This is a genomic window from Streptomyces sp. NPDC001351 (assembly GCF_042896045.1).
GTDB lineage: Bacteria > Actinomycetota > Actinomycetes > Streptomycetales > Streptomycetaceae > Streptomyces.
In genome coordinates this window covers 242970-264689 of the sequence record NZ_JBIAWS010000012.1, presented here as the reverse complement: position 1 = coordinate 264689, position 21720 = coordinate 242970, and the positions used below count along the sequence as shown (strand labels likewise).

The following is a 21720-nucleotide window of genomic DNA, read 5'->3' as shown; positions in this document are numbered from 1 at the left end:
GGAGACGCGTTGTGCGCGACGGCGACGTAGTGGTGATCGGCGGCGGCTACGCGGGAGTACGGCTGGCGAAGCGACTGGACTCGGTGGCGCGGGTCACGCTGGTGGACCGCAAGGAGGTCTTCTTCCACCGTATCGCCTCGCTGCGCGCCGGAGTTCGCCCGGAGTGGTCGGTGACCCCCTTCATCCCGTACGACCGACTGCTGCGCAACGGCCGGGTGGCCGTGGGCAAGGCGGTCCGTATCGACACCACCGAGCGCCAGGTCGTCCTGGCGACGGGGGAGAGACTGCCGTACGACGTGGTGGTGATCGCCACGGGAGCCGACTACCCCGAACCGGCCCGCTTCACCGGCACCACCACCGACGAAGCGGTCAAGTCCTTCGCCGGGCACCAGCAGAAGATCGCCACGGCCGGGCATGTCCTCGTCGTCGGCGGAGGCCCCTCCGGCGTCGAACTGGCCGCCGAGGTACGCCTGGCCCGGCCGGACGCCCGGGTCACCCTCGCCCACTCCGGGCCATCGCTGCTGCACTCCACGGGTGTCGAGCGGGTCGGGCGCAGGGCGCGGGCCTGGCTGGAGTCCCACGACGTCGAGGTGCGCCTCGACTCGTTCATGTCGCCCGGCAACGACTTCGGCACCTATCGCGACGCGCACGGCAAGGTCATCGAGGCCGACCTCTCCTTCTGGGCGACCGGCACCACGCCCAACACGCTCTGGCTGCGCCTGGGCGGACACGGCGACTGGCTGAACCCGGCCGGGCATGTCAGGGTCGACCGCACCCTGCGGGTCGAGGGACGGCTGGACGTGTTCGCCGTCGGCGACGTGAACGACGCCACCGAACTCAAGATCACCCCCGCCGCGCTGGCCCAGGCCGACCTCGCCGCCTGGAACATCCGCACCTACCTGAACAGTTCCGGCAAGCACCGCAAGGAACCGCGCCTGTACCGGCCGATCCACCGCACCCCGCTCATCGTGCCCTTCGGCCCGGCCGACGGGCTGACCCTGCTGCCCGTGCCGGGCGGCGAGGGCGCGGTCCTCGGCGGCCGTACCTCGGTGCTGGCCAAGGCGAAGACCCTCATGACCCCGTACATGAGGCGCCAACTCGGCTACACCGCAGCCTGAGTACAGGCTCCGCCCTCTCGCGTCCAAGGGTTGTCTAGGGTGCGGGCATGACCTCGCAGACGTACCTCTCCGAACTGTTCTCGCTCAACGACCGCGTCGCCGTGGTGACCGGCGGCAGTTCCGGCATCGGCCGGGCCGTCGCCGGGGCCCTCGCGCGGGCCGGGGCGAGCGTGGTGGTCGTGGCGCGCAGGGAGGCGGAACTGGCCGCCACGGTCGACGAGCTGACGGCCGAGGGCTGCCGGGCGGCCTCGGTCAGCGCCGACCTGGGCAGCCGCGACGGGGTGCGCGCGGCGGCCGAGAAGGCGGCCGGGGTGTTCGGGGAGCCCGACATCCTCGTCAACAGTGCCGGGATCAATCTGCGGCCGCCGATGGGGGAGTTGGGGGAGGACGTCTGGGACACCACGATGGCGGTGAACCTGGAGGCGCCCTTCCTGCTGGGACAGCGCTTCGGCCCGGGCATGGCCGAACGGGGCTTCGGGCGGATCATCCACGTCACCTCCCAGCAGGCGCACCGGGCGTTTGTGCAGAGCGGGGCCTACGGGGTGTCCAAGGGGGCGCTGGAGTCCCTGGCCCGTTCCCAGGCCGAGGCGTGGTCGCCGTACGGCGTCACCTGCAACACACTCGTGCCGGGTTTTGTGATGACCCCGCTCAACGAGCGGCTGTCGTCCGACCCCGAGAAGGTGGCGGCGCTCGCCGCGCGCACCATGGTCGGTCGCAACGGTCTGGCCGACGACTTCGCGGGTGCGGCGGTGTTCCTGGCGAGCCGCGCCTCCGCATACGTCACCGGGCAGGCCCTCTTCGTCGACGGCGGACTGTCCGTTCACTGATCACGGCACGGTTCACACGAGTTCGGTGAGGAAGCCGATGAGCGCCTCGTTCACCTCGCGGGGACGCTCCTGCTGCGTCCAGTGGCCGCAGCCCGCCAACTCGACCGGTTTGCGGCGCAGGTTGGGCATCAGGTCCGGCAGGGCCGCGATGAGTTCGGGCGTGCCGGGAAAGGCGGGGACCAGGTCGCGGTCGCCGTACACGTACAGGGCGGGCGAGCTGACGACGGCGCCGTGCCAGGGCGCGGTCAGTTCCCAGTTGCGATCGAGGTTGCGGTACCAGTTCAGCGCCCCGGTGAAGCCCTGGGAGAAGCTCTCGGTCAGGGCGTCGAGGTCGTCCTCGGTGAACCACTCCGGCAGGGTCCCGGGGTCCGCCATGGTCGTCAGCCAGCCCTGGCCGGGTTCGATCAACGGCTGCTCGCCCGAGCCGGCGCCGGGCGCGTCGCCGGAAGCCATGTAGAAGATCTTCCGCAGGCTCGTGCGGGTGTCCTGGGCCAACTCGGCGTCCGCGACGCCGGGTTGGCTGAAGTAGTTCCAGTAGAAGCGGCCGTCGAACCTCTCGTCCATGACGACCAGCGGCGGCCGGGCGCTGCGGAACGGCGGCGGCACGCTCAGACCGACCACCCCGCGTACGACGTCCGGCCGCAGCAGCGCGGTGTGCCAGGCGACCGGGGCGCCCCAGTCGTGCCCGACGACGAACGCCTTCTCCTCGCCGAGCGCATGGATCAGCCCGACGACGTCGCCGACCAGGTGGAGGATGCTGTAGGCGCTCACCTCGGCGGGGCGGTCGCTGCGCCCGTATCCACGCTGGTCGGGGGCGACCACACGGAAGCCCGCGTCGGCCAGCGGACCGAACTGGTGATGCCAGGAGTGCCAGGACTCGGGGAAGCCGTGCAGCAGCACGACCAGGGGGCCTTCGCCTTCCTCCGCCACGTGCAGCCGAATGCCGTTCACGTCAACCATCCGATGCTCAACCATGGGCACGAGCCTACGTTCTTCGTGATCTCCGGCCGCTGATATAGTCAACAATGCGAGTAAGGGATTAATCACCTATGCCAATCGGCGGTCGTGCGGTGTCGACGGAAGGCGGTAGGTCCGTGGCCGGCAGTGAATATCTGCGATACGTCGCAGTCGGTGACAGCCAGACCGAAGGCGTCGGCGACGGCGACGACGTCCGGGGCCTGCGCGGCTGGGCGGACCGGCTCGCCGAGCAGATCGCGCGGGAGAGCCCGGGCCTGCTGTACGCCAACCTCGCCGTGCGCGGGCGGCTCGCCGGGCAGGTGCGTGCCGAACAGCTGGCGCCCGCCCTGCAGTTGCGGCCCGACCTCGCCACGGTCGTCGCGGGCCTCAACGACGTCCTGCGGCCCCGGTTCGACGCGGACGAGGTCGCCGGCCATCTGGAGGCCATGTTCGCCGCGCTCACCGGACAGGGCGCCCGCGTCGCGACGGTCACCTTCCCCGATCCCGGCCGCCTCGCCCCCTCGGCCCGGCCGCTCGCACCCCGCGTACTCGCCCTCAACGCCCGCATCCGCGAGGCGGCCCGACGGCACGGCGTCGCCGTGGCCGACTCCTGGCCCCACCCGGCGGTGACCGATCCCCGGATGTGGAGCCCCGACCGGCTGCACGCGAGCCCGCTCGGCCACGCCCTCATCGCGGCCGCCGTCGCCCACGCCCTCGACCTGCCGGGCAGCGACGACAGCTGGACACGACCGCTGCCTCCCGAAGCGGTGGCCCGCACCGGCCTGCGGGCCGTCGGGGCCGAACTGCGCTGGGCCGGCGCCTTCTTGGGGCCCTGGATCGTACGGCGGGTGCGGGGCCGCTCCTCCGGCGACGGCCGCCAGGCCAAGCGGCCGGCACTGCTCCCGGTGACCGTGCTCGCCGACGGTCCCTCCTGAGCCGTAGGAGGGACGGGGCCCGAGCCGCCGTCAGCGGCGCGGGGGACGCGGCGGGCGCGGAGTGCGCCGCCAGATCGCCCTCATGCCGAGCGCCAGGACGCCCAGGGCCACGACCACGATGACGACCTTGAGCACGAGGTCGAGCAACAGATGCTGCAGCACGTCCGACGAGCCCGCCGCCAGGCCGGTCATCGTCGGCCGTCCCGCCGGCGCGACCAGGACGCCCCCTGCGCGCCGCCTTCCAGCCGCCGGGAGGCGGCGCGCAGCCCGGCCCGCACCGCGGGGTCCGCGTACCGGCGCACCTCGTCCAGCCTGCCCTGGCGCTTGAGTCGCAGGGCGACGGCGAAGACCAGCAGTGCCAGCACCAACAGACCGCCCACGATCACACCGAACCTGATGAGCATGAGATTGAGGTATGTCTCCACGAAGCTGCCTCCAGCCGTTGGTATCACGTCTGTGATAAATCCTTTGTAGCACGGGTGTGATAAAAAAGCTCCATGCCCAAAGTCGTGGACCCGGACGCTCGCCGTCGTCATGTCGTCGACGCCCTCTTCCGGGTTGTCGTCCGTGACGGCCTGCAACGCACCTCGCTGCGAGCCGTCGCGGACGAGGCTCAGCTCAACATCGGCTCCCTGCGCCACTACTTCGCCAGTCAGCAGGAGCTGATGCGTTTCGCGATGCAGTCCATGCTCGACCGGGTCGGCAGCCGGCTGCTCGAACGCGTGGAGGCCATGGGGGAGTTGGGCCGCCACCCCCACCCCGAACAGCTCCGGCTGACCGCCGGTCTCCTGGCCGAGTTGCTGCCGCTCGACGAGCAGCGCCGCGCCGAAGTCACCGTCTTCCTGGACTTCAACACCGCCGCCCGCACCGACCCGGCCTTCGGCGACCTGGCGCGCCGGACCGCCGAAGGCACCAGAACGCTGGTGCGGCGTGTGCTCACCCGCCTCGACGCAACAGGCGCCCTGCGCCCGGGCCTTGACCTCGGCCTCGAGACCGAGCGGCTGACGGCGCTGCTGGACGGCCTCGGCCTGGGTGCCGTCCTGCATCCCGGGATCCTGACTCCGCAGGCCTGCACCGACGTGCTGCATGCCCACCTCGGCGACCTGTCGAGGGCCGCCGGGACTCGGGCCCGACACCGCCGTAGTAGTCCTTTTGACTAATCAACAAGGTGTTAAATTGGGGCAATGGCTCTGCGCAACGCGGTGATGGCCGCGCTTCTGGAGGGTGAGGCGTCCGGGTACGACCTCGCGAAGGGGTTCGAGGCCTCTGTCGCCAACTTCTGGATGGCCACCCCGCAGCAGCTCTACCGCGAGCTGGAGCGCATGGAGGGCGAGGGCCTTGTCTCCGCCCGGGTCGTCCAGCAGGAGCGCCGGCCCAACAAGCGGCTCTTCTCGCTCACGGAGGCCGGCCTGGACGTCCTGCGTGACTACGTCGGCGAGGCCCCGGCCAAGCCGCCGGCCCTGCGGGACGAGCTGATGGTCAAGGTCCAGTGCGTCGACATCGGTGACGTCGGGGACTTCGAGGCCGTACGCGCCTCGGTCGCCGAGCGTTTCGAGCGGGCCAACGCCAAGCTCGCCCGCTACCGGCGCATGCAGGAACGCATGCTCGACGGCCGCACCGAGGACGAGTACCTCGCCACCGCCGAGCGCATCGGTCCCTACCTCACCCTGCTGGGCGGCATCGCCCTCGAGCAGGCGAACCTGCAGTGGAGCGAGACGGCCCTGAAGAGGCTCGAACAGCGCGGCGCGGCACTCGCCGAACCGTCCGGCGACTGACGCGGCAGTCGCTCTACCTGCACGGCTTCTGCAGGCCGGCGACGGTGTGCGGGCGGGGATGGCGCACCAGGGCCCACACCGTCTTGCCGTGGCGACCGCGGGGCCGTACCCCCCAGGTCTGGGCGAGCTGGTCGACGAGGTGCAGGCCGCGTCCCTTCTCGTCGTCGCCGGTGGGCACGTCATGCAGCACCGGCTGCGCCGGGCTGTCGTCGGAGACGGCTATGAAACACGAGCCGTCCGCCCGCGCCGTCACCGCCAACTCGAACTCGCGCTCAAGGATGGGCCCGTGACGCACGACGTTCGCCGCCAGCTCGGAGGCCAGCAGGACGACCCTCTCCGTCATCTCGTCGTTCGATGCATGCCCCCAGCTGGCCAGATGCTGCCGTACCCGGTACCGGGCGAAGCCGACCGAAGCCGGATGACGGGGAAGCCGGAACGCCTCACGTCTCAGCACACGCATCCCTCCCGAATGACATCGAAAAGATCTCGACACTCGAATAAGCGCACAGTGACAGATGAATGTCACTGCGCACACGAGGGGCGCCTGAATCTGGCCATATCTGGCCGAGTGTCGCCTACTGCCTGCTGCGTAGCCGGTCTGGTCAGACGGGCGCCGTGCCGAAAGCGGGCGGGGCGGTGGGCGAGGAGGGCGCGTCGATCGTGTCGCGCGAGGGGCCCGCGGACGGGTGAGCTGGGGATCCGGGTGATCTCGTACCGGGCACGGATTGGTTGCGGCCCGGACGTCCGGCCGTGTCGCCGGTGCGGCTGCGGCAGCATGGCGAGGCATGAGCCGAGACCGGTACGTCGACTTCCTGCGGGCGTGGGCGATCGTCCTGGTCGTGCTCGGCCACTGGCTGATCACCGCCGTGCTGCACGGGCCGGGCGGTGAGCTCACCGCCCCCGAACTGCTGGCGACCGTGCCCTGGACCCAGTGGCTCACCCTGCTCTTCCAGATCATGCCGCTGTTCTTCCTGGCCGGAGGCCATGCCGCGGCTGGCTCCTGGGCGCGGACGCGCTCGGCGGGCGGCACGGCCACCGGCTGGGTGGGGCGACGGGCGGTGCGCCTGCTGCTGCCGACGGCCCTGTACAGCGGCCTGGTCCTGCTTGCCGTCGGGGTCTGCTCGACGGTCGGCGTCGACCCGGACACCCTCGCCCTCGTCGGGTGGGCCATGGCGATGCAGTTCTGGTTCCTGCCGGTGTATCTGCTGCTCAGCGCCCTGACGCCGGTCCTGCGCGCGGCACACCGGCGCTGGGGGCTCGCCGTCCCCGTGGCCATGGGCGCGGTCGCCCTGATCGCGGACACGGTGGTGCTCGCGGCGCACACACCCGACGTCGGCCTGCTCAACTACGTGCTGGTCTGGGGCGTCGCCTACCAACTCGGCTTCTGCTGGCGCGACGGCCCGCTGAGCGAGCGCCGCCCGCTGCTGCCGGCGGCGATGGCCGCGGGCGGCGCACTGGCCTTCGCGGCGCTGGTCGCGCTCGGCCCCTTCCCCGTCAGCCTGATCCTGGTCACCGGGCAGACGCCCAGCAACACCAACCCGCCGTCGGCGGCGATGCTGTCCTGGGCGGTCGCCCAGGTGGGCGCCTGCCTCCTCGCCGCACCGGTGCTGCGGCGTCTCCTGGAGCGTGAGCGGGTGTGGCGGGTGGTGCGCCCGGTGGGCAGCGTCAGCATGACGCTGTATCTGTGGCACATGCTGCCGGTGTTGGTGGTTGCCGCCGCGTTCTACCTCACCGGCCTCGCGCCCGAACCCGCCCTCGGATCCGCCGTCTGGTGGGGGCTGCGAGCGCCCTGGCTGCTGGTGCTCGGCGTCGTCCTGGTCGCTGTGGTGTCAGCCGTACGGCCGTTGGAGGGCGGCCTGGTGCAGTGGTACGAGCGAACCCGCCCGGATGCCAGTCCGTACCGCCCCTGGCTGCTCTGGCCGGGCCTGGCCGTATGCGCCACCGCCCTCAGCCGCTTCGCCACGCGCGGCTTCACCGACGACGGCCGCTTCCCCGCGCTGCCCGCACTGGGCCTGGCCCTGGGCACGGCGCTGGTCCTGCTCCACCGGCGGCCGACGGAGCCCGGCAGCACCGAGCACTACTCCGCCCGGCTGGGCGAGGAGCGCCGGAAGAGCAAAATGTGGTTGAAGTTTCAAACGCACGTCCGGTAGGCTGTGCGCATGCCCACCACCCCGCGCTGGCTCAACGCCGAGGAGCGACGAGCCTGGCTGGCCTACGTCGACTTCTCCACGCTGCTCGCCGACTATCTCAACCGCCAGCTGAGGCGCGACGCGGGCATGACGCATGCCGACTACAGCCTGCTCGCCTATCTCTCCTCGACGCCGGACGGTGTCCTCGGCATGTCCGAGCTGGCTCAGCGGCTCAAGATCACCCGCAGTCGGCTCACCCATGCGGTGAACCGGCTGCGGGAAGTCGGTCTCGTCGACCGCCGCGAGGACCCCGCCGACGGCCGCGGTCAGCTCGCCGTCCTCACCGACGAGGGCCGTGCCCTGCTGGAACGGGCTGCCCCGGGCCATGTCGACGCCGTGCGCCGAGCCGTGTTCGACGCCCTCACCCCGGAACAGGTACGGCAGTTCGCCGAGATCGGCGAGGCGATCAGTGATGCCCTGCACCGGGTCGAGAGCACCGAGACCGATCCGGCCGTACTGCCGTGGCGGCGCAGGTAGGACTCAGCGCCGCAGGCCGCTGCGGGCCGGCTCCGGGCGGTGGACTCCTCGCGGGCGGAAGCCGAGTTCGTCGGAGCGGTCCAGCACGTCGGCCAGGTATCTGATGATGGTCGGCCACATCTCGGTGCTCTGGAGGCCGGGCTGCGGGCCGGGTCCCGTAGGCCCGAAGCCGAAGCCCTCGCCGTCCTGCAAGCCGGGCAGGGCCGCGGCCGGCTGCTGCTCGGCCCAGGTCCGTGTCTCGGCCGTACGGTAGCCCTCGCCCGCCGCGTCGTTGCCTGGCTGCCGGGTGTGCAGCCACAAGGGAATGGGCGACGTCCAGTACGCGGCAGGCGTTCTCCCGGCCCCCATCGAAGTGGCGGGATTCGCGGGCGTGCTCCAGGGCGGCGCCCACCACCTGCTCCGGTGCGGCACCGGCGGTCCGAACTGGGCGAACGGGCCGCGGGTGAGCCGGTAACGCCGTTCGCCGATGCGGCTGTCCCCGCCCTGCCGACTGCTGCCGCTTGCGCTGGAGGTGCAGCTGTTCCTCGGTCGCCCCCTGGGTGAACAGGCCACGGACAGTGGTCGAAATGCCGTATGGACGGCTGCTGTTGGTGATCCACACCCACACGTCAGGCGGGGGACGCCCGCAACGGGAAGGGGAGGGACGGCTTGCTCAGCCGCGGCTTGCCCCGCCCTCCATGACCTCCACGAGCCGCCCCAGCGCTTTGAGTACCCACTCCCGGTCCTCGCCCAGACCCGCCAACAGCGCCACTTCGGCGGCGAGTTGGCGGGGGAACAATTCGTCGACGGCCCGAGCGCCGGCCGGGGTGATGGTGACCAGGGCGGCGCGGCGGTCCGCGGGGTTGGGGGTGCGGGCGATGAAGCCGCGGCGCTCCAGCTTGCCGAGCGTCTTGCTCACGCCCGCGCGGGACAGGCCCATGCGCTCGGCCAGACTCCGGGCGATCACGGGCCCGGTGGTGTGCCGCAGCGGGATGAGCATGTCGACCTCCGGGGCGGTGAGGGGAGCGCCCGCGTAGAGGGGTTCCACGGCGCGGTCGAGCAGGCCGGTGGCGTGCTTGAGCAGGCCGACCAGCTCCATGGGTGAGGTGTCGAGCCCCGGATTGTGCTCGGCCCAGCGCAGACGGATCTCTGCCGGGGAGGCGGGGGAGGAGGGCATGCGGCTCGCCTTGTCGATGGTCGGATTCTCAGTCCTCGGACGGTATTCGTTAACCAGTGAACTATTGGTTATCGTTATCCTCATGATACCCCCGTCCCCGTCCCCGTCCCCGTTCCGTTCCGCAGCCACGCACGCAACCGATCGCCGGTCGGCCTCCCGGCGTGGCACCGCCGCCCTGGTCGCGGTCCTGGGCTCGCTGACCGCGGTCGCCCCGCTCGCCATCGACATGTACGTGCCGGGCTTCCCCGCCATGGGGGACGCGCTCGGCGCGAGCAGCCCGGCCGTGCAGCTGACCATGACCGCGTTCCTGGCCGGGTTCGTCGTCGGACAGCTGCTGATCGGGCCGCTCAGCGACGGACTCGGGCGCCGCCGACTGCTGATGTCGGGGCTCGCCGGTTTCGTCCTGCTCTCCCTCGTCTGCGCCGCGGCCCCGAACATCGGCGTGCTGACCGGTGCCCGCTTCCTGCAAGGTGTGTCCGGCGCGGCGGGCACGGTGCTGGCCCGGGCCGTGCTCACCGACCGCTTCCACGGACCCGAACTGCCCCGCTACTTTGCCGTGTTGTCCCAGATCATGGGCGTGGCGCCGGTCGCCGCACCCGTGCTCGGCGGGGCCATTCTGAGCGTGTCCACCTGGCGCGCGGTGTTCGCCGCACTGGCCGTGCTGGGGGTCCTGCTGGTGCTCGCCGTGCTGGGGGCCGTGCCGGAGTCCCTGCCGCCCGAGCGGCGGCACGGCGGCGGGCTCGCCGGCACCTTCCGCGCCATGGGGGCGCTGGCCGCCCGCCGCACCTTCATGGGATACGTCCTGGTCCTCGCCCTCGCCTCCGCCGCACTGTTCACCTACATCAGCGGCTCCAGCTTCGTCTTCGAGAACCTGCACGGCGTCTCGTCGACGACGTACTCCCTCATCTTCGCGAGCAATGCCCTCGGGATGCTGATGGCCGGCGCGGTGTTCTCCCGGCTGGTCGGACGGGGCGTACGGCTGAACACACTGCTCACGGCGGGCGTGTGCGTGACCGCGGCCGGTGCCCTGACCCAGGTGCTGCTGGTGGTGCTCGCCGGCGAGACCCTCCTCGGCACCTGGGTGACGCTGTTCGTGACCCTCAGCGGCATCGGCATGATCTTCCCGGCGTCGATGAGCATCGGGCAGACCCTCGGCCGCCGCACCCCGGGCGCCGCCTCCGCGCTCCTCGGCGGCCTGCAGTTCCTCTTCGGCGCCCTCGCCTCGCCCCTGGTCGGCCTGTTCGGGGAGAACAGCTCCCTGCCGATGGCACTGATCATGCTGATCGCCGTGGCGGCGGCGGGAGTTGCACTGCTGGCGCTGGCACGGCCTTGGCGAGGGGAGGGAGAACCGGCCGCAGCCTGATGAGTATGGAGGACGGGCACCGATGCCAGTGGCTGGTCGTACGCTCCGGCAGATGACACGAAACCGCATCGAGCCACGCACCGTGGAAGCCGCGCTCCACGATGTCAAGCAGGCCATGGCCGTGCACTGGGCTGCCACCTTGGGTGTGACGTACATCCAAGTCGTCGACAGGCGAACGGAGTTGACGCCGGAGGAGGGGCAGCCCGCGGACTGGCTGTCGCTGGATGAGGCGTGGCAGGGTTGGTTTCCCGAGGATCGGCTGCGGATGAAGCGGTGCGCGCAGTGGCTCGGCGAACGCGGCCGGCGAGTGCGGGGATCTTGATGGCATAGGTTGGCCGCATGAAACAGGGGGAGCAGCCCGCGGCGCCGGCCACATCGTCGGGCGAAGGAATACGGGGGCGGCATGCCGCCCGGCGGAGGAAAGCGGCGACGGGCGGACCGGCCCGGTCGTCGATGCTGATGGCGGTGGCCACCGTGGTGTCCCGGGCCACGGGGCTGATACGGCAGGTGCTGCAGGCCGCGGCGCTGGGCGTGAGCCAGCTGGCAGACACGTACAACACTGCCAACACGGTGCCGACCAGCCTGTACACGCTGCTGATCGGCGGCGCGCTGAACGCCGTACTGGTGCCCCAGCTGGTACGGGCGCGCGCCACCCATCCGGACGGCGGCCGGGCCTACGAGCAGCGCCTGGTGACCCTCGTGGTGTGCGTGCTCGGGGTGGGCACCGCACTCGCCGTGTGGGCCACACCGCAGATCGTCGGCATCTACATCCAGGACACCCCGGACCAGCACGAGGCCTTCCGGCTCACGGTGACCTTCGGCCGGTTCCTGCTGCCGCAGATCTTCTTCTACGGAATGTTCGGCATCTACGGCCAAGTCCTCAACGCCCGCGAGAAGTTCGGCGCGATGATGTGGACCCCGGTCCTCAACAACGCCGTCCTGATCGGCATGTTCGGCGCCTACCTGGGTCTGATGACCGTCCCCGAGCGGGTCGAGGACATCACCGCGACCCAGGTGCGGATCCTGGGCATCGGGACCACCGCCGGCATCGCCGTACAGGCCCTGGCGCTGATCCCGTTCGCGCGGGCCGCCGGATTCCGCTTCCGTCCCCGGTTCGACTGGCGCGGCACCGGCCTGGGCTCCGGGATCCACGCGGCGAAGTGGACGCTGCTGTTCGTCCTCGCCAACCAGGTCTCCCTGGCGGTGATCACCAACTACGCCAACGCCGCCGACGCGCAGCTGCGGAAGGCCGGCGTGGGCTACTCCAACTACATGTACGCGCAGACCATCTGGATGCTGCCCCAGTCCATCGTCACGGTGTCCCTGGTGACCGCGCTGCTGCCGCGGATGAGCAGGGCCGCCGCCGAGGGCCGTATCGCGGACCTGCGTGCCGACCTGTCGCGGGCGCTGCGCGTCAGCGGCGTCGTCATCGTGCCCACCGCCTTCCTCTTCCTCGCGCTGGGTCCCCGGATCGCCACGCTGATGTTCGCCCACGGTGCGTCCGACGCCGCCGCAGCACAGCCGGGTGGGCACATGCTGCAGGCCTTCGCTCTGGGCCTGATCCCCTTCTCCGCGCAGTACCTGCTGCTGCGCGGCTTCTACGCCTTCGAGGACACCCGCACCCCGTTCTTCATGGCCGTGTGGATCTCCGGGGTGAACATCGCCCTGGCCACCGCCTGCCATCTGCTGCTGCCCGTCCGCTGGGCCGTGACCGGCATGGCCGGCGCCTACGCCCTCTCGTACCTCGTCGGCCTCGCGGTTACGGTACGGCTGCTGCGCCGCAGGACCGGCGGCCCCCTGGACGACGGCGCCCTGCGCCGCACCTACCTCAAACTGCTGTCCGCCGCCGCCCTCGCCGCGGCCGTCGGCTGGGGCGCCGCACACGCCTGCGCCGACTTCCTGGGCGGCGGCAGCTGGGCCACCGCGGGCGCCCTCGGCGCGGGAACGCTCGCACTGGCGCTGGCGTTTCTCGTCCTGGCCCGTCTCCTGAAGATCACAGAGCTGCGCAGCCTGCCCGGACTGCGGTGACGCCCGAACCGGGGCGTTGAGCGATGGCCGATGGCCGGTTTACCGACTGCGCTGCGGGCTACGCGGGCGGAAGCACTACCTCGCCGATGCAGGACCTGGGAGCTGCCATGACCCGGAAGATACGCGACGTGATGTCACCCGGCGCGGCCGCCGTGGAGCCCATGACCACGGTGGCGCGCGCGGCCCGTCTGATGCGGGAGCAGGACGTCGGCGATGTGCTGGTCGCCTACGACTGCGACCTGTTCGGTGTGCTCACCGACCGGGACATCGTGGTCCGGGCGCTCGCAGCGGGCCGTGACCCCGCCGTCACGACCGTCGGCTCGGTGTGCACGCCACCGCCCGTGGTGACCCTGACGCCGGACGACACGACCGACCGCGCCATCGAGCTGATGCGCACGTACGCCGTCCGCCGCCTCCCGGTCGTCGAGCGCGGCGGCTGCCCGGTCGGCATCGTCAGCATCGGTGACCTCGCCGGCACCGAGGACCCGCACACCGCCCTGACGGACATCAGCAGGTCGGCCCCGAACCGCTGACCTCAATGCTCCTCGCCGAACCGCAAGGAGTACGTGCGCCCCTCGACACCCCACTCACCCACCGTGGGCTTTTGCCCGGCGGCGATGGCCCGGATGCCCGGTCGGCCGATGTGGGCGAAGACCAGCCGCCCCACCCCCTGTCGTACGGACTGTTCGGCCACGGACTGCACGGTGGCGTGGCCGCCGACGCCACCACGGAACCGGATCGGGCGCCCCCAGGCGGCCGCCTCGGCGAACATCAGGTCCGCGCCCGCGGCCCAGGCCGGGAACTCCCAGAACTCCGGCGCCCACACGACCACCGGCCCGCCCGTCTCGATGCGGTAGCCGTACGTGGGATGCGAGGTGTGCACCACCGGCAGGCACCGCAGCCGTAGCTCGCCCACCTGCAGGTCACCGGCCCGGATCCGGACGCCGCGGGCGCTCGCACTGCGGCGGAGTGCCGAGCGGAGTTCGGCCTGCTCGTCGGTGACCAGCCAGGCGTCCAGAGGTCCCGGAGGTGGTTCGGCGCCGGGACCGCCGTCGAAGGCGACGCGGTGGCCACGGCAGCGCAGCAGCAGCCCGGCGGGGGCGAAGCGGGGCGAGTTCATCGCGCCCACGCCGAGCAGCGTCAGGCGCAGCCATCGGTTCATGAGCCGGCCAGGGGTTGGTGCGTCAGCGTGAGCGTGCCGTCGGGATCCAGGGTCATGTGTACGGGCGCGCTGATGCCGTTCAGGGTGGCGCGCAGCCAGCCGCGGTCCGCGTCCGAGGCGGGCTCGAGCCGCATGCGGCGGGCCTGCAGGGGCACCATGCGCAGGCCGGTCAGGCGCCCCGTGTCCGCCGCGACCGTGACGAGGTACGCGATCCGCAGGTCGTCGCGGTACTCCTCCCAGCCGCCGATGCCCTCGTAGTCGTCGATGAAGTCGCCGCAGCCGTACAGGATCAGCCGGTCGCGGTGGACCTCGATCCGGCGGGGGTGGTGCGAGGAGTGCCCGTGGACCACGTCGACACCGCCGTCCACCAGGGCGCGGGCGAAGCGGACGTGCTCGCGGGGCACCCGGTAGCCCCAGTTCGAGCCCCAGTGCACGGACACGACCACGAGGTCGCCCGCACGCTTTTCCTTCCGTACCCGTCGAACCACCTCGTCGGCCGCGGCCGACGACACCTCGGGCAGACAGGCGACCCCGGACCGGCCGGACGTGGCCGCCCAACCGGGCGGAACACCACTGGAGCATGTCCCGAGGGCGAACACGAGCACCCGGCCCCCGCCCGGGACCGGCACCGCGACGGGTGCGTACGCCTCCTCGGCGCTGCCTCCCGCTCCCACCGCCCGCAGGCCCGCGTGGCCGAGCGCGTCCAGCGTCTCCGCCAGGCCCTCGCGGCCGAAGTCCAGCACGTGATTGTTGGCGAGGACGCAGACGTCCGGGGCGGCCACCGTGAGCGCGGGCAGGTTGGCCGGGTGCATGCGGTAGTGGATCAGCTTGTCGGGCGCGAAAGTGCCGCTGCGTGTCACGGACGTCTCCAGATTCACGATCCTGACGTCCGGGGCGGCCTGTTCGAGCAGCCGGAGCGCCTCGCCCCACGGCCAGGAGGGGGCGACCGGGGCAGGGATCGGGCCGTTCACCGACTCCGCCAACCGGACATAGGAGCGGGCGTCCCCGACGTATTCCTCCCGCAGTTCCGGCTCGCCGGGGTGCGCCAGGATCTGATCGACGCCGCGCCCGAGCATCACATCACCGCACAGGAACAGCGTCACCGCGCCGCCGCCCATGTCCCCACGGTAGTGGCGGCCACCCGGACGGGGCGAGCGTGAGCCGGTGCGCTTCGGGTAGGTGCAAGGACGACCAGGGACCGCACCGCACCGCGGGAGAATCCCATGAGCGTCACCCTCGTTCACCCACGCCCCAAGTTCGCTCCGGCGCGCCTCACCGAGCCGCCGCCGTCCGGCTACCTTCACATCGCCGCCGCGGTGGAACCTCCGGGCGGGATCGGCAGACCCGGCCACAGCCGTGGCAAGACGCACCTGCTCGATCTGCTGCGGGCCGAGGCGGAGGACCTGGCCAGCCTGGTCGAGGTGAAACGGGCGAGCGTGTACCGGGCCGCCGCCGTGGAACCCACCGTCGGTATGCACCCCTCGGACACCGTGCACCCGGCCCGCTACGACGTCGTCGTCCTCGTCGAGACCAGGACACCGCAGGACATCGACCAGGTGCAGGACAGCGCCGCCTACCGCCGTCTGCGCGGTCGGCTGGAGCAGGCCGCCGCCGACGTCCATGTGATGGCGGCCCGCTGCGGCAAGTGCGTCGCCGAGGTGGGCCGCAGCCAGGAAGGCCTCTTCCAGTTCAGCTATTTCGTCGGTGACGACCCCGAGCTCATCGCGGAACTGTGGGAGCACCTCGCGGGCTGGTACGCCGCGGAGACCGGCCTCGACAACTCGCTGCTGCTGCAGCCCCTCGACGGCACGACCTCCGACTACTGCTTCGTCGGTCACGCCCACTGGAACCTGGGTCTGGCGGCCGTCGCCCTGCGCCAGTTCACCAAGCCGAGCTTCTACCGCTTCCTGCAGCCCACGCTGAAGGAGAACCGCACAACGGTGATGCCGGTGCTGTACCACCTCGTGCGGCTGCGGGACCGGTGACGCGCCTCAGGTCCGCTCGTCCGGTCCCGTCATGTCGTCGGGACGGGTCGTGTCATCGGCTTGGCGCGTGCGCACCCTGCGGTGGCGGCGATGGTTCGGCCGGTGCGAGGCACCGCTCACCGCGGTGGCCAGCGCCAGGCAGAAGATGAGCGCCAGCGCGAGGCCGGAGCTGAAGACGGCCAGCGTGTTCATGGTGGCGATGTGGTGATCGAGCACCGAGACGGTGTAGTCGGGGCCCCCGGCCGTGTTGCCGGCGATCGCCAGGACGGTGAAGGCGACTGTCGCCCCGAGGAGAAGCAGTCCGATGAGCAGCATCCGAGTCATCTCCTCGAAAGAGGTTTCTCACCGGTACGGGTACCCGTGACCCAGCAGGCCATACGAGGCCCCGCCGGGCCGGCCACGAGGAAGAAGATGATGGCGATGATCTCCCAGTTGATCTCCGTTCCCGCCGGCGGCGTGGCCCTTGCGGGCGATCTGGTCCTGCCCGACTCGGCCCGCGCGGTCGTGGTGTTCGCGCACGGCAGCGGCAGCTCCCGGCACAGCCCCCGCAATCGCGCGGTCGCCGCCGAACTGCGCACCGCCGGACTGGGCACCGCACTGATGGACCTGCTCACCGAGGAGGAGGACCGCCGGGACGCCTCCACGGCCGAGTACCGCTTCGACATACCGCTCCTGGGCCGCCGCGTCGTCGCCGTCGTCGACTGGCTGGAGACACAGCCCGACACCGGAAAGCTGCCGGTCGTCCTGTTCGGTGCCAGCACCGGGGCGGCAGCGGCCCTGGTGGCCGCCGCCGAGCGGCCACGGCGGACCCTGACCGTCGTGTCGCGGGGCGGGCGCCCCGACCTCGCCGGCGATGTGCTGCCCGGTGTACGGGCCCCGGTGCTCCTGATCGTCGGCGGCCGGGACCCGGAAGTGCTGCGGCTGAACCAGTCGGCGGCCCGGGAGCTGAGCGGCCCGCACTCGCTGCGCATCGTGCCGGGCGCCACGCACCTGTTCGAGGAGCCCGGGGCGCTTGAGCAGGTCGCGGAGATGGCGCGGAACTGGTGCGAGGACCGGCTCAGGATCGCAGGCGAGGCCGCGCCGGAGCGGTGACGGATGACTGCCGCTCGCGGGACGGCCGGGGCACGTGCTTCGAACGGCGCCTGCGGGGTACGCGGGGAACCGGACAAAGGGGGCCGTCCGCGCGCGGGAAGGAGTGGCGACCGCGATGCAGTTCCATGACCGCACGGAGGCCGGGCGGGAACTGGCCGAACGGCTGCGGATCGAGCAGGAGAAGGGCGTCCTGCCGCACCCCGTCGTCCTGGCCCTCCCGCGCGGCGGCGTCGCCGTGGCCCGGGAGGTGGCGCGGGCGCTGGACGCCCCGCTCGACGTACTGGTCGTACGGAAGATCGGAGCCCCCTTCCAGGAGGAGCTCGGCGTCGGCGCGATCGTCGGCGACGACGATCCCCTCTTCGACGAGGACGCCCTCGTACAACTGGGCCTGACCAAGACCACGCTGGCCCCGGTGGTGGAACGCGAACGCAAGGAACTCCACCGCCGCGAACGTCTCTACCGTCAGGGCCGCCCCGCCCCCGATCTGACGGGCCACACCGCCATTGTCGTCGACGACGGGCTCGCCACCGGATCGACGGCCCGTGCCGCCCTGCGCTACGTACGGCGTCAGGCCCCCGAGCGGGTCGTGCTCGCCGTGCCGGTCGGCTCGCCGCAGGCGGCGGACCAGATGCGCGCCGAGGCCGACGAGGTGCTCTGTCTGCAACGGCCGGCGTCCTTCATGGCCGTGGGCCTGTGCTACGAGAGGTTCGAGCAGCTCACGGACGAGGACGTGTTGAGGGCTCTGCACACGGCGGCCGGCTGAACCCGCTTGGTACGGGGGCGTCGATGCACCGACGGAAAGGCCGGCCCGACACCGATGGCGTCGAGCCGGCCTTCTGCGTGCGCAGACGGTCCGCCGGTCAGTCCGTGCCGGACTCCATCGCGGCGCGGTCCAGCAGCGCGTCCTCCTCCGAGACCTCGCCGCGGGAGGCGATGGCCTCCGCGCCGCCCTCCGGCAGCTCCGGCATGGTGCCGATCAGGCCGGTCGCGGCCGCCTGGGAGGCGCCGATGGTGGGGCTGCCGGTGCCGATCAGGCCGAGGCCGACGTACTGCTCCAGCTTGGCGCGGGAGTCGGCGATGTCCAGGTTGCGCATGGTGAGCTGGCCGATCCGGTCCACCGGGCCGAACGCGGAGTCCTCGGTGCGCTCCATCGACAGCTTGTCCGGGTGGTAGCTGAAGGCCGGGCCCGTGGTGTCGAGGAGCGAGTAGTCCTCACCGCGGCGCAGGCGCAGCGTCACCTCGCCGGTGACGGCCGCGCCGACCCAGCGCTGCAGCGATTCGCGGATCATCAGCGCCTGCGGGTCCAGCCAGCGGCCCTCGTACATGAGGCGGCCGAGGCGACGGCCCTCGTTGTGGTACTGGGCGAGGGTGTCCTCGTTGTGGATCGCGTTGACCAGCCGCTCATAGGCGGCGTGCAGCAGGGCCATGCCGGGCGCCTCGTAGATGCCGCGGCTCTTGGCCTCGATGATCCTGTTCTCGATCTGGTCGGACATGCCCAGGCCGTGGCGGCCGCCGATGGCGTTGGCCTCCATGACCAGGTCGACGGCGCAGGCGAACTCCTTGCCGTTGATCGTCACCGGGCGGCCCTGGTCGAAGCCGATCGTCACGTCCTCGGTGACGATCTCCACCTCGGGGTCCCAGAACCGCACGCCCATGATCGGCTCGACGGTCTCGACGCCCGTGTCCAGGTGCTCCAGCGTCTTGGCCTCGTGGGTGGCGCCCCAGATGTTGGCGTCGGTGGAGTACGCCTTCTCGGTGCTGTCCCGGTAGGGCAGGCCGTGGGCGACCAGCCACTCCGACATTTCCTTGCGGCCGCCGAGCTCGGTCACGAAGTTCGCGTCGAGCCAGGGCTTGTAGATCCGCAGGTGCGGGTTGGCGAGCAGGCCGTAGCGGTAGAACCGCTCGATGTCGTTGCCCTTGAAGGTCGAGCCGTCGCCCCAGATCTGGACGTTGTCCTCGAGCATCGCCCGCACCAGGAGCGTGCCGGTGACGGCGCGGCCCAGCGGGGTGGTGTTGAAGTAGGCGCGCCCGCCCGAGCGGATGTGGAACGCCCCGCAGGTCAGCGCGGCCAGGCCCTCCTCGACCAGCGCCGCACGGCAGTCGACGAGACGCGCGATCTCGGCACCGTATGTCTTCGCACGGCCGGGCACCGAGGCGATGTCGGGCTCGTCGTACTGACCGATGTCGGCGGTGTAGGTGCACGGGACGGCGCCCTTGTCGCGCATCCACGCGACCGCGACGGAGGTGTCGAGGCCGCCCGAGAAGGCGATGCCGACGCGCTCGCCGGCGGGCAGGGAGGTGAGGACCTTGGACATAGGAAGAGTATGCATGATCTCGCATGATCATGCAAAGCCTCGGTCGGGGAGCGCTGAGGGGCCATTCCTGTGCACTCCCGATTCCTGCAGGTTCCTGCCCGGGGAAGCCGCCGCTCAGGCACCATGATCGTGTGACATACGCGGTGACTGTGGACGTGGACCTCCCCAAGGGTGCCCCGGAGCTCGACGTTCTTCAGCGGGAAGGCGTCGGCTTCCTGCTGCGCAAGGGGCTCGATTCGATCGCGGCCATCGAGGGGCCCGACGGAATGGAGGTCGACCTGGTGGACGACGTCATCGCCGTCCATCCCGCCGGGGTCCTGCTCAAGCTCTTCGTCGACGCACCGGCACTGGAGTTCGCCGAGGACGCCGCCCGTGAGGTCGTCGCAGAGCTGCTGGAGCGCAGCGAACCCCTTGCCGACTGGGAGATCACCCGCTGCGGGGTGGAGCTGCACCCCGACCTGCTGCAGGAGAGCCTGGACGCGGCCGACGGCCCGGACGCACCACCCGCGGACCCCGCCGAACGCGCACGCCGGCACGCGGCGGCCGAGCCCGCCACCGGGCCAGGGCGTCTCGACCGCGACGAGGTCGACGCCATGCGCCACACACTCCGTGCTCTCGCCCCCACCCTGCGCGCCTTCCCGCTCGAGGCCTTCGGCCACCACGAGGACGAGGAGGAGCGGGTCGTCAGCCGTGAGGCGGCGGAGGTCGCGGCCGGTGCCGTCGTGTACGCCATCGATCTGCTGGTCGACGAACTCTTCACGGACCTGGCCGGTCTGGAGGAGGACGGGCCCACCGTCGCGGAGACCGACGCGCCGTTCATGGTCCTCGACGATCTGCCCCCGCAGTTCGCTCTGCAGTACACGGTCCTGTTCGTCCGCCGCCTGACCGTCACCGCGGTGACCATGACCGGCCGCCTCACCCAGCCGCACTTCGGCAGGCCCAGCTGTGTGGCCGAGGAACTGCTGCTGAAGTTCCTGCTCGCCCAGGCCGAGGTGACGGCCGACCTCTACGAACTGCTGAGCGACGAGGTCGAAACCGCCCTGCAGGTCTTCGCCGACGGCGTGTTCGAGGACCTGGACCACGACTGGCTGTACACCCCGACCGCGGACGGTATCGCCAAGGGCGCCGTGCAGGACTGGTTCATCCCCTTCGGCGACGAGCGGTACGTCCATCCCTACGCCGCCAACGACGACGGCGATGACGAGGAGCACTTGGACTGACCGACTCCAGGACCGACCCCTGTGTGGCTCCGCCGCGTGGGCGCGGCCGGCCACGACCGTGCCGCGGACGATCCACGGCATGTCCCGGCCCTTCCACGGAGCGCCCAGCCGCGGTCCTACTCTGGTGTCCGTGCACACCGGCTTCCCTTCCGACGGTCAGAGCGACGGCGCCGACAGCGACGGGCCGGGCGTGGCCGCGGCCAGGATCACCGGGCGTACCGTGCGCGGCGAGCGACGGTTGTCCGCGGCCCTCGCCGAAGTCGGCCTCGACGACGGGCAGTCGGTGATGGTCAAGCGCGGTGACGATCCGAGCGCGGTGCAGGCCGAGGCGGCGGGGCTGCGCTGGCTGGCCGACGCCGGCACGGTCCGCGTTCCGGACGTCCATGGGCACGACCGGCGCTGGCTGGTGACCGACGTGGTCGCGCAGGGCCCGCCGACGGCCCGGGCGGGGGTGCGGTTCGGGCGCGGGCTGGCCGCCCTGCACGCCGCGGGCGCCCCCGCGTTCGGCGCGCCACCACCCGGCGGTCCGGTGGACGCGTACATCGGGCTCGCCCCGATGCGCAACGTCCCCGGCACCGACTGGCCCCGCTGGTACGCCGAGCACCGCGTGCTGCCCTATCTGCGCGAGGCCGTCGACCGGGGCACGATCCGCCCTGCCGAGACGGCCGTGATCGAGCGCGTCTGTGAACGGCTGCCCGAACTGGCGGGGCCCGCGGAGCCGCCCGCACGGCTCCACGGCGACCTGTGGAACGGCAACGTGCTGTGGGGAGCCGACGGGCAGGCCTGGCTGATCGACCCGGCCGCACACGGCGGCCACCGCGAGACCGACCTGGCCATGCTGCACCTGTTCGGCTGCCCGCACCTGGAGCACGTACTCGACGGCTATCAGCAGGCGGCCCCGTTGGCCCACGGGTGGGCGGACCGGGTGGCGCTGCACCAGCTCTTCCCGCTGCTGGTGCATGCCGTGCTGTTCGGCCGCGGATACGGCGAACAGGCCCTCGCGGCAGCACGAAGGGCCCTCGTGTGACGAATACGCGAGGGCCCCTGCGGGAAGTGAGTGGCGAGGAAAGCGAAGGGACTAGCATCAGAAGGTGGTTTGAGAAGGAAGTCCCGTTCATGGC

General features: G+C 71.5%; 26 protein-coding genes. 16 read left to right on the top strand and 10 right to left on the bottom strand.

Going from position 1 to position 21720, the window contains the following annotated elements; genetic code table 11:
- The first annotated feature begins 11 nt into the window (after positions 1-11).
- Together ACFY1U_RS37250 and ACFY1U_RS37245 are read left to right on the top strand one after the other, a co-directional pair.
- Positions 12-1118, top strand: a complete 1107-nt coding sequence (locus ACFY1U_RS37250) for an NAD(P)/FAD-dependent oxidoreductase (RefSeq protein ID WP_390698462.1) — start codon at positions 12-14, stop codon at positions 1116-1118.
- A 47-nt stretch (positions 1119-1165) separates the two neighbouring features.
- Positions 1166-1945: an SDR family NAD(P)-dependent oxidoreductase gene (locus ACFY1U_RS37245; RefSeq protein WP_390698461.1), complete on the top strand. Its 780-nt coding sequence runs from the start codon at positions 1166-1168 to the stop codon at positions 1943-1945.
- Between the two features lie 12 nt (positions 1946-1957).
- Here the strand turns inward: ACFY1U_RS37245 and ACFY1U_RS37240 are convergent, their stop codons facing one another.
- Positions 1958-2905, bottom strand: coding sequence for an alpha/beta fold hydrolase (locus ACFY1U_RS37240; protein ID WP_390698479.1), 948 nt, complete (start codon positions 2903-2905; stop codon positions 1958-1960).
- 134 nt (positions 2906-3039) lie between these two features.
- Between ACFY1U_RS37240 and ACFY1U_RS37235 the strand changes: the two genes are divergently transcribed.
- Positions 3040-3837, top strand: coding sequence for an SGNH/GDSL hydrolase family protein (locus ACFY1U_RS37235; protein WP_390698460.1), 798 nt, complete (start codon positions 3040-3042; stop codon positions 3835-3837).
- 30 nt (positions 3838-3867) lie between these two features.
- Here the strand turns inward: ACFY1U_RS37235 and ACFY1U_RS37230 are convergent, their stop codons facing one another.
- Positions 3868-4029, bottom strand: a complete 162-nt coding sequence (locus ACFY1U_RS37230) for a hypothetical protein (RefSeq protein ID WP_390698459.1) — start codon at positions 4027-4029, stop codon at positions 3868-3870.
- Complete coding sequence (locus ACFY1U_RS37225) at positions 4026-4262, bottom strand: hypothetical protein (RefSeq protein ID WP_390698458.1); 237 nt, start codon at positions 4260-4262, stop codon at positions 4026-4028. Before ACFY1U_RS37225 ends, ACFY1U_RS37230 begins: the two co-directional genes overlap by 4 nt.
- Positions 4263-4334: 72 nt before the next feature.
- Between ACFY1U_RS37225 and ACFY1U_RS37220 the strand changes: the two genes are divergently transcribed.
- Together ACFY1U_RS37220 and ACFY1U_RS37215 are read left to right on the top strand one after the other, a co-directional pair.
- On the top strand, positions 4335-4997 hold the full coding sequence (locus ACFY1U_RS37220; RefSeq protein ID WP_390698457.1) for a TetR/AcrR family transcriptional regulator: 663 nt from the start codon (positions 4335-4337) through the stop codon (positions 4995-4997).
- Between the two features lie 24 nt (positions 4998-5021).
- A complete protein-coding gene (locus ACFY1U_RS37215; RefSeq protein ID WP_390698456.1) occupies positions 5022-5612 on the top strand; it encodes a PadR family transcriptional regulator in 591 nt (196 codons plus the stop codon).
- Between the two features lie 13 nt (positions 5613-5625).
- Here ACFY1U_RS37215 and ACFY1U_RS37210 read toward each other — a convergent pair whose 3' ends face one another.
- Positions 5626-6066 carry an ATP-binding protein gene (locus ACFY1U_RS37210; protein ID WP_390698478.1) on the bottom strand — a complete coding sequence of 147 codons (441 nt, stop codon included), beginning with the start codon at positions 6064-6066 and terminating at the stop codon, positions 5626-5628.
- 331 nt (positions 6067-6397) lie between these two features.
- On the opposite strand from ACFY1U_RS37210, the gene ACFY1U_RS37205 reads away from it, so the two are divergent.
- Both ACFY1U_RS37205 and ACFY1U_RS37200 read left to right on the top strand, forming a co-directional pair.
- The gene (locus ACFY1U_RS37205; protein ID WP_390698455.1) at positions 6398-7762 is read left to right on the top strand and encodes an acyltransferase; all 1365 of its coding nucleotides are present in this window, start codon (positions 6398-6400) and stop codon (positions 7760-7762) included.
- 9 nt (positions 7763-7771) lie between these two features.
- On the top strand, positions 7772-8278 hold the full coding sequence (locus ACFY1U_RS37200) for a MarR family winged helix-turn-helix transcriptional regulator (RefSeq protein ID WP_344400994.1): 507 nt from the start codon (positions 7772-7774) through the stop codon (positions 8276-8278).
- 3 nt (positions 8279-8281) lie between these two features.
- On the opposite strand, the gene ACFY1U_RS37195 is transcribed toward ACFY1U_RS37200, so the two are convergent.
- Complete coding sequence (locus ACFY1U_RS37195; protein ID WP_390698454.1) at positions 8282-8626, bottom strand: hypothetical protein; 345 nt, start codon at positions 8624-8626, stop codon at positions 8282-8284.
- Between the two features lie 304 nt (positions 8627-8930).
- Complete coding sequence (locus ACFY1U_RS37190) at positions 8931-9434, bottom strand: MarR family winged helix-turn-helix transcriptional regulator (protein ID WP_390698453.1); 504 nt, start codon at positions 9432-9434, stop codon at positions 8931-8933.
- 82 nt (positions 9435-9516) lie between these two features.
- Here ACFY1U_RS37190 and ACFY1U_RS37185 point away from each other — a divergent pair, with 82 nt between their 5' ends.
- The 4 genes from ACFY1U_RS37185 (at position 9517) to ACFY1U_RS37170 (ending at position 13358) form a co-directional block, all read left to right on the top strand.
- Complete coding sequence (locus tag ACFY1U_RS37185) at positions 9517-10797, top strand: multidrug effflux MFS transporter (RefSeq protein WP_390698452.1); 1281 nt, start codon at positions 9517-9519, stop codon at positions 10795-10797.
- A gap of 52 nt (positions 10798-10849) precedes the next feature.
- Positions 10850-11119 carry a hypothetical protein gene (locus ACFY1U_RS37180; RefSeq protein WP_390698451.1) on the top strand — a complete coding sequence of 90 codons (270 nt, stop codon included), beginning with the start codon at positions 10850-10852 and terminating at the stop codon, positions 11117-11119.
- A gap of 17 nt (positions 11120-11136) precedes the next feature.
- Positions 11137-12825: a murein biosynthesis integral membrane protein MurJ gene (gene murJ, locus ACFY1U_RS37175; RefSeq protein WP_390698450.1), complete on the top strand. Its 1689-nt coding sequence runs from the start codon at positions 11137-11139 to the stop codon at positions 12823-12825.
- 107 nt (positions 12826-12932) lie between these two features.
- The gene (locus ACFY1U_RS37170; protein ID WP_390698449.1) at positions 12933-13358 is read left to right on the top strand and encodes a CBS domain-containing protein; all 426 of its coding nucleotides are present in this window, start codon (positions 12933-12935) and stop codon (positions 13356-13358) included.
- Positions 13359-13360: 2 nt separating this feature from the next.
- On the opposite strand, the gene ACFY1U_RS37165 is transcribed toward ACFY1U_RS37170, so the two are convergent.
- Positions 13361-13987, bottom strand: coding sequence for an MBL fold metallo-hydrolase (locus tag ACFY1U_RS37165; protein WP_390698448.1), 627 nt, complete (start codon positions 13985-13987; stop codon positions 13361-13363).
- Complete coding sequence (locus tag ACFY1U_RS37160) at positions 13984-15105, bottom strand: CapA family protein (protein ID WP_390698447.1); 1122 nt, start codon at positions 15103-15105, stop codon at positions 13984-13986. Before ACFY1U_RS37160 ends, ACFY1U_RS37165 begins: the two co-directional genes overlap by 4 nt.
- A gap of 105 nt (positions 15106-15210) precedes the next feature.
- On the opposite strand from ACFY1U_RS37160, the gene ACFY1U_RS37155 reads away from it, so the two are divergent.
- Positions 15211-15972 (top strand): hypothetical protein, encoded by a 762-nt coding sequence (locus ACFY1U_RS37155; protein ID WP_390698446.1) that lies wholly within the window; start codon positions 15211-15213, stop codon positions 15970-15972.
- Positions 15973-15978: 6 nt separating this feature from the next.
- Here the strand turns inward: ACFY1U_RS37155 and ACFY1U_RS37150 are convergent, their stop codons facing one another.
- The gene (locus tag ACFY1U_RS37150) at positions 15979-16287 is read right to left on the bottom strand and encodes a hypothetical protein (RefSeq protein ID WP_390698445.1); all 309 of its coding nucleotides are present in this window, start codon (positions 16285-16287) and stop codon (positions 15979-15981) included.
- A 105-nt stretch (positions 16288-16392) separates the two neighbouring features.
- Here ACFY1U_RS37150 and ACFY1U_RS37145 point away from each other — a divergent pair, with 105 nt between their 5' ends.
- Positions 16393-17064 carry a dienelactone hydrolase family protein gene (locus ACFY1U_RS37145; RefSeq protein ID WP_390698444.1) on the top strand — a complete coding sequence of 224 codons (672 nt, stop codon included), beginning with the start codon at positions 16393-16395 and terminating at the stop codon, positions 17062-17064.
- 115 nt (positions 17065-17179) lie between these two features.
- Entirely contained in the window at positions 17180-17827 is a 648-nt protein-coding gene (locus ACFY1U_RS37140; protein ID WP_390698443.1) for a phosphoribosyltransferase, read from the top strand.
- A gap of 97 nt (positions 17828-17924) precedes the next feature.
- Here ACFY1U_RS37140 and argG read toward each other — a convergent pair whose 3' ends face one another.
- A complete protein-coding gene (gene argG / locus ACFY1U_RS37135) occupies positions 17925-19379 on the bottom strand; it encodes an argininosuccinate synthase (protein ID WP_390698477.1) in 1455 nt (484 codons plus the stop codon).
- Between the two features lie 131 nt (positions 19380-19510).
- Between argG and ACFY1U_RS37130 the strand changes: the two genes are divergently transcribed.
- Positions 19511-20599 (top strand): hypothetical protein, encoded by a 1089-nt coding sequence (locus ACFY1U_RS37130; RefSeq protein WP_390698442.1) that lies wholly within the window; start codon positions 19511-19513, stop codon positions 20597-20599.
- Between the two features lie 79 nt (positions 20600-20678).
- Positions 20679-21626 carry a fructosamine kinase family protein gene (locus ACFY1U_RS37125; protein WP_390698441.1) on the top strand — a complete coding sequence of 316 codons (948 nt, stop codon included), beginning with the start codon at positions 20679-20681 and terminating at the stop codon, positions 21624-21626.
- Positions 21627-21720 lie beyond the last annotated feature (94 nt).

Bases quoted from the DNA above. Each gene is read 5' to 3' on its own strand.
- ACFY1U_RS37245 (WP_390698461.1), top strand. From the start codon at position 1,166: ATGACCTCGCAGACGTACCTCTCCGAACTGTTCTCGCTCAACGACCGC.
- ACFY1U_RS37240 (WP_390698479.1), bottom strand. From the start codon at position 2,905: ATGGTTGACGTGAACGGCATTCGGCTGCACGTGGCGGAGGAAGGCGAA.
- ACFY1U_RS37230 (WP_390698459.1), bottom strand. From the start codon at position 4,029: ATGACCGGCCTGGCGGCGGGCTCGTCGGACGTGCTGCAGCATCTGTTG.
- ACFY1U_RS37220 (WP_390698457.1), top strand. From the start codon at position 4,335: ATGCCCAAAGTCGTGGACCCGGACGCTCGCCGTCGTCATGTCGTCGAC.
- ACFY1U_RS37215 (WP_390698456.1), top strand. From the start codon at position 5,022: ATGGCTCTGCGCAACGCGGTGATGGCCGCGCTTCTGGAGGGTGAGGCG.
- ACFY1U_RS37205 (WP_390698455.1), top strand. From the start codon at position 6,398: ATGAGCCGAGACCGGTACGTCGACTTCCTGCGGGCGTGGGCGATCGTC.
- ACFY1U_RS37200 (WP_344400994.1), top strand. From the start codon at position 7,772: ATGCCCACCACCCCGCGCTGGCTCAACGCCGAGGAGCGACGAGCCTGG.
- ACFY1U_RS37195 (WP_390698454.1), bottom strand. From the start codon at position 8,626: ATGGGGGCCGGGAGAACGCCTGCCGCGTACTGGACGTCGCCCATTCCC.
- ACFY1U_RS37190 (WP_390698453.1), bottom strand. From the start codon at position 9,434: ATGCCCTCCTCCCCCGCCTCCCCGGCAGAGATCCGTCTGCGCTGGGCC.
- ACFY1U_RS37185 (WP_390698452.1), top strand. From the start codon at position 9,517: ATGATACCCCCGTCCCCGTCCCCGTCCCCGTTCCGTTCCGCAGCCACG.
- ACFY1U_RS37180 (WP_390698451.1), top strand. From the start codon at position 10,850: ATGACACGAAACCGCATCGAGCCACGCACCGTGGAAGCCGCGCTCCAC.
- murJ (WP_390698450.1), top strand. From the start codon at position 11,137: ATGAAACAGGGGGAGCAGCCCGCGGCGCCGGCCACATCGTCGGGCGAA.
- ACFY1U_RS37170 (WP_390698449.1), top strand. From the start codon at position 12,933: ATGACCCGGAAGATACGCGACGTGATGTCACCCGGCGCGGCCGCCGTG.
- ACFY1U_RS37165 (WP_390698448.1), bottom strand. From the start codon at position 13,987: ATGAACCGATGGCTGCGCCTGACGCTGCTCGGCGTGGGCGCGATGAAC.
- ACFY1U_RS37160 (WP_390698447.1), bottom strand. From the start codon at position 15,105: ATGGGCGGCGGCGCGGTGACGCTGTTCCTGTGCGGTGATGTGATGCTC.
- ACFY1U_RS37155 (WP_390698446.1), top strand. From the start codon at position 15,211: ATGAGCGTCACCCTCGTTCACCCACGCCCCAAGTTCGCTCCGGCGCGC.
- ACFY1U_RS37150 (WP_390698445.1), bottom strand. From the start codon at position 16,287: ATGCTGCTCATCGGACTGCTTCTCCTCGGGGCGACAGTCGCCTTCACC.
- ACFY1U_RS37145 (WP_390698444.1), top strand. From the start codon at position 16,393: ATGATCTCCCAGTTGATCTCCGTTCCCGCCGGCGGCGTGGCCCTTGCG.
- ACFY1U_RS37140 (WP_390698443.1), top strand. From the start codon at position 17,180: ATGCAGTTCCATGACCGCACGGAGGCCGGGCGGGAACTGGCCGAACGG.
- argG (WP_390698477.1), bottom strand. From the start codon at position 19,379: ATGTCCAAGGTCCTCACCTCCCTGCCCGCCGGCGAGCGCGTCGGCATC.
- ACFY1U_RS37125 (WP_390698441.1), top strand. From the start codon at position 20,679: ATGTCCCGGCCCTTCCACGGAGCGCCCAGCCGCGGTCCTACTCTGGTG.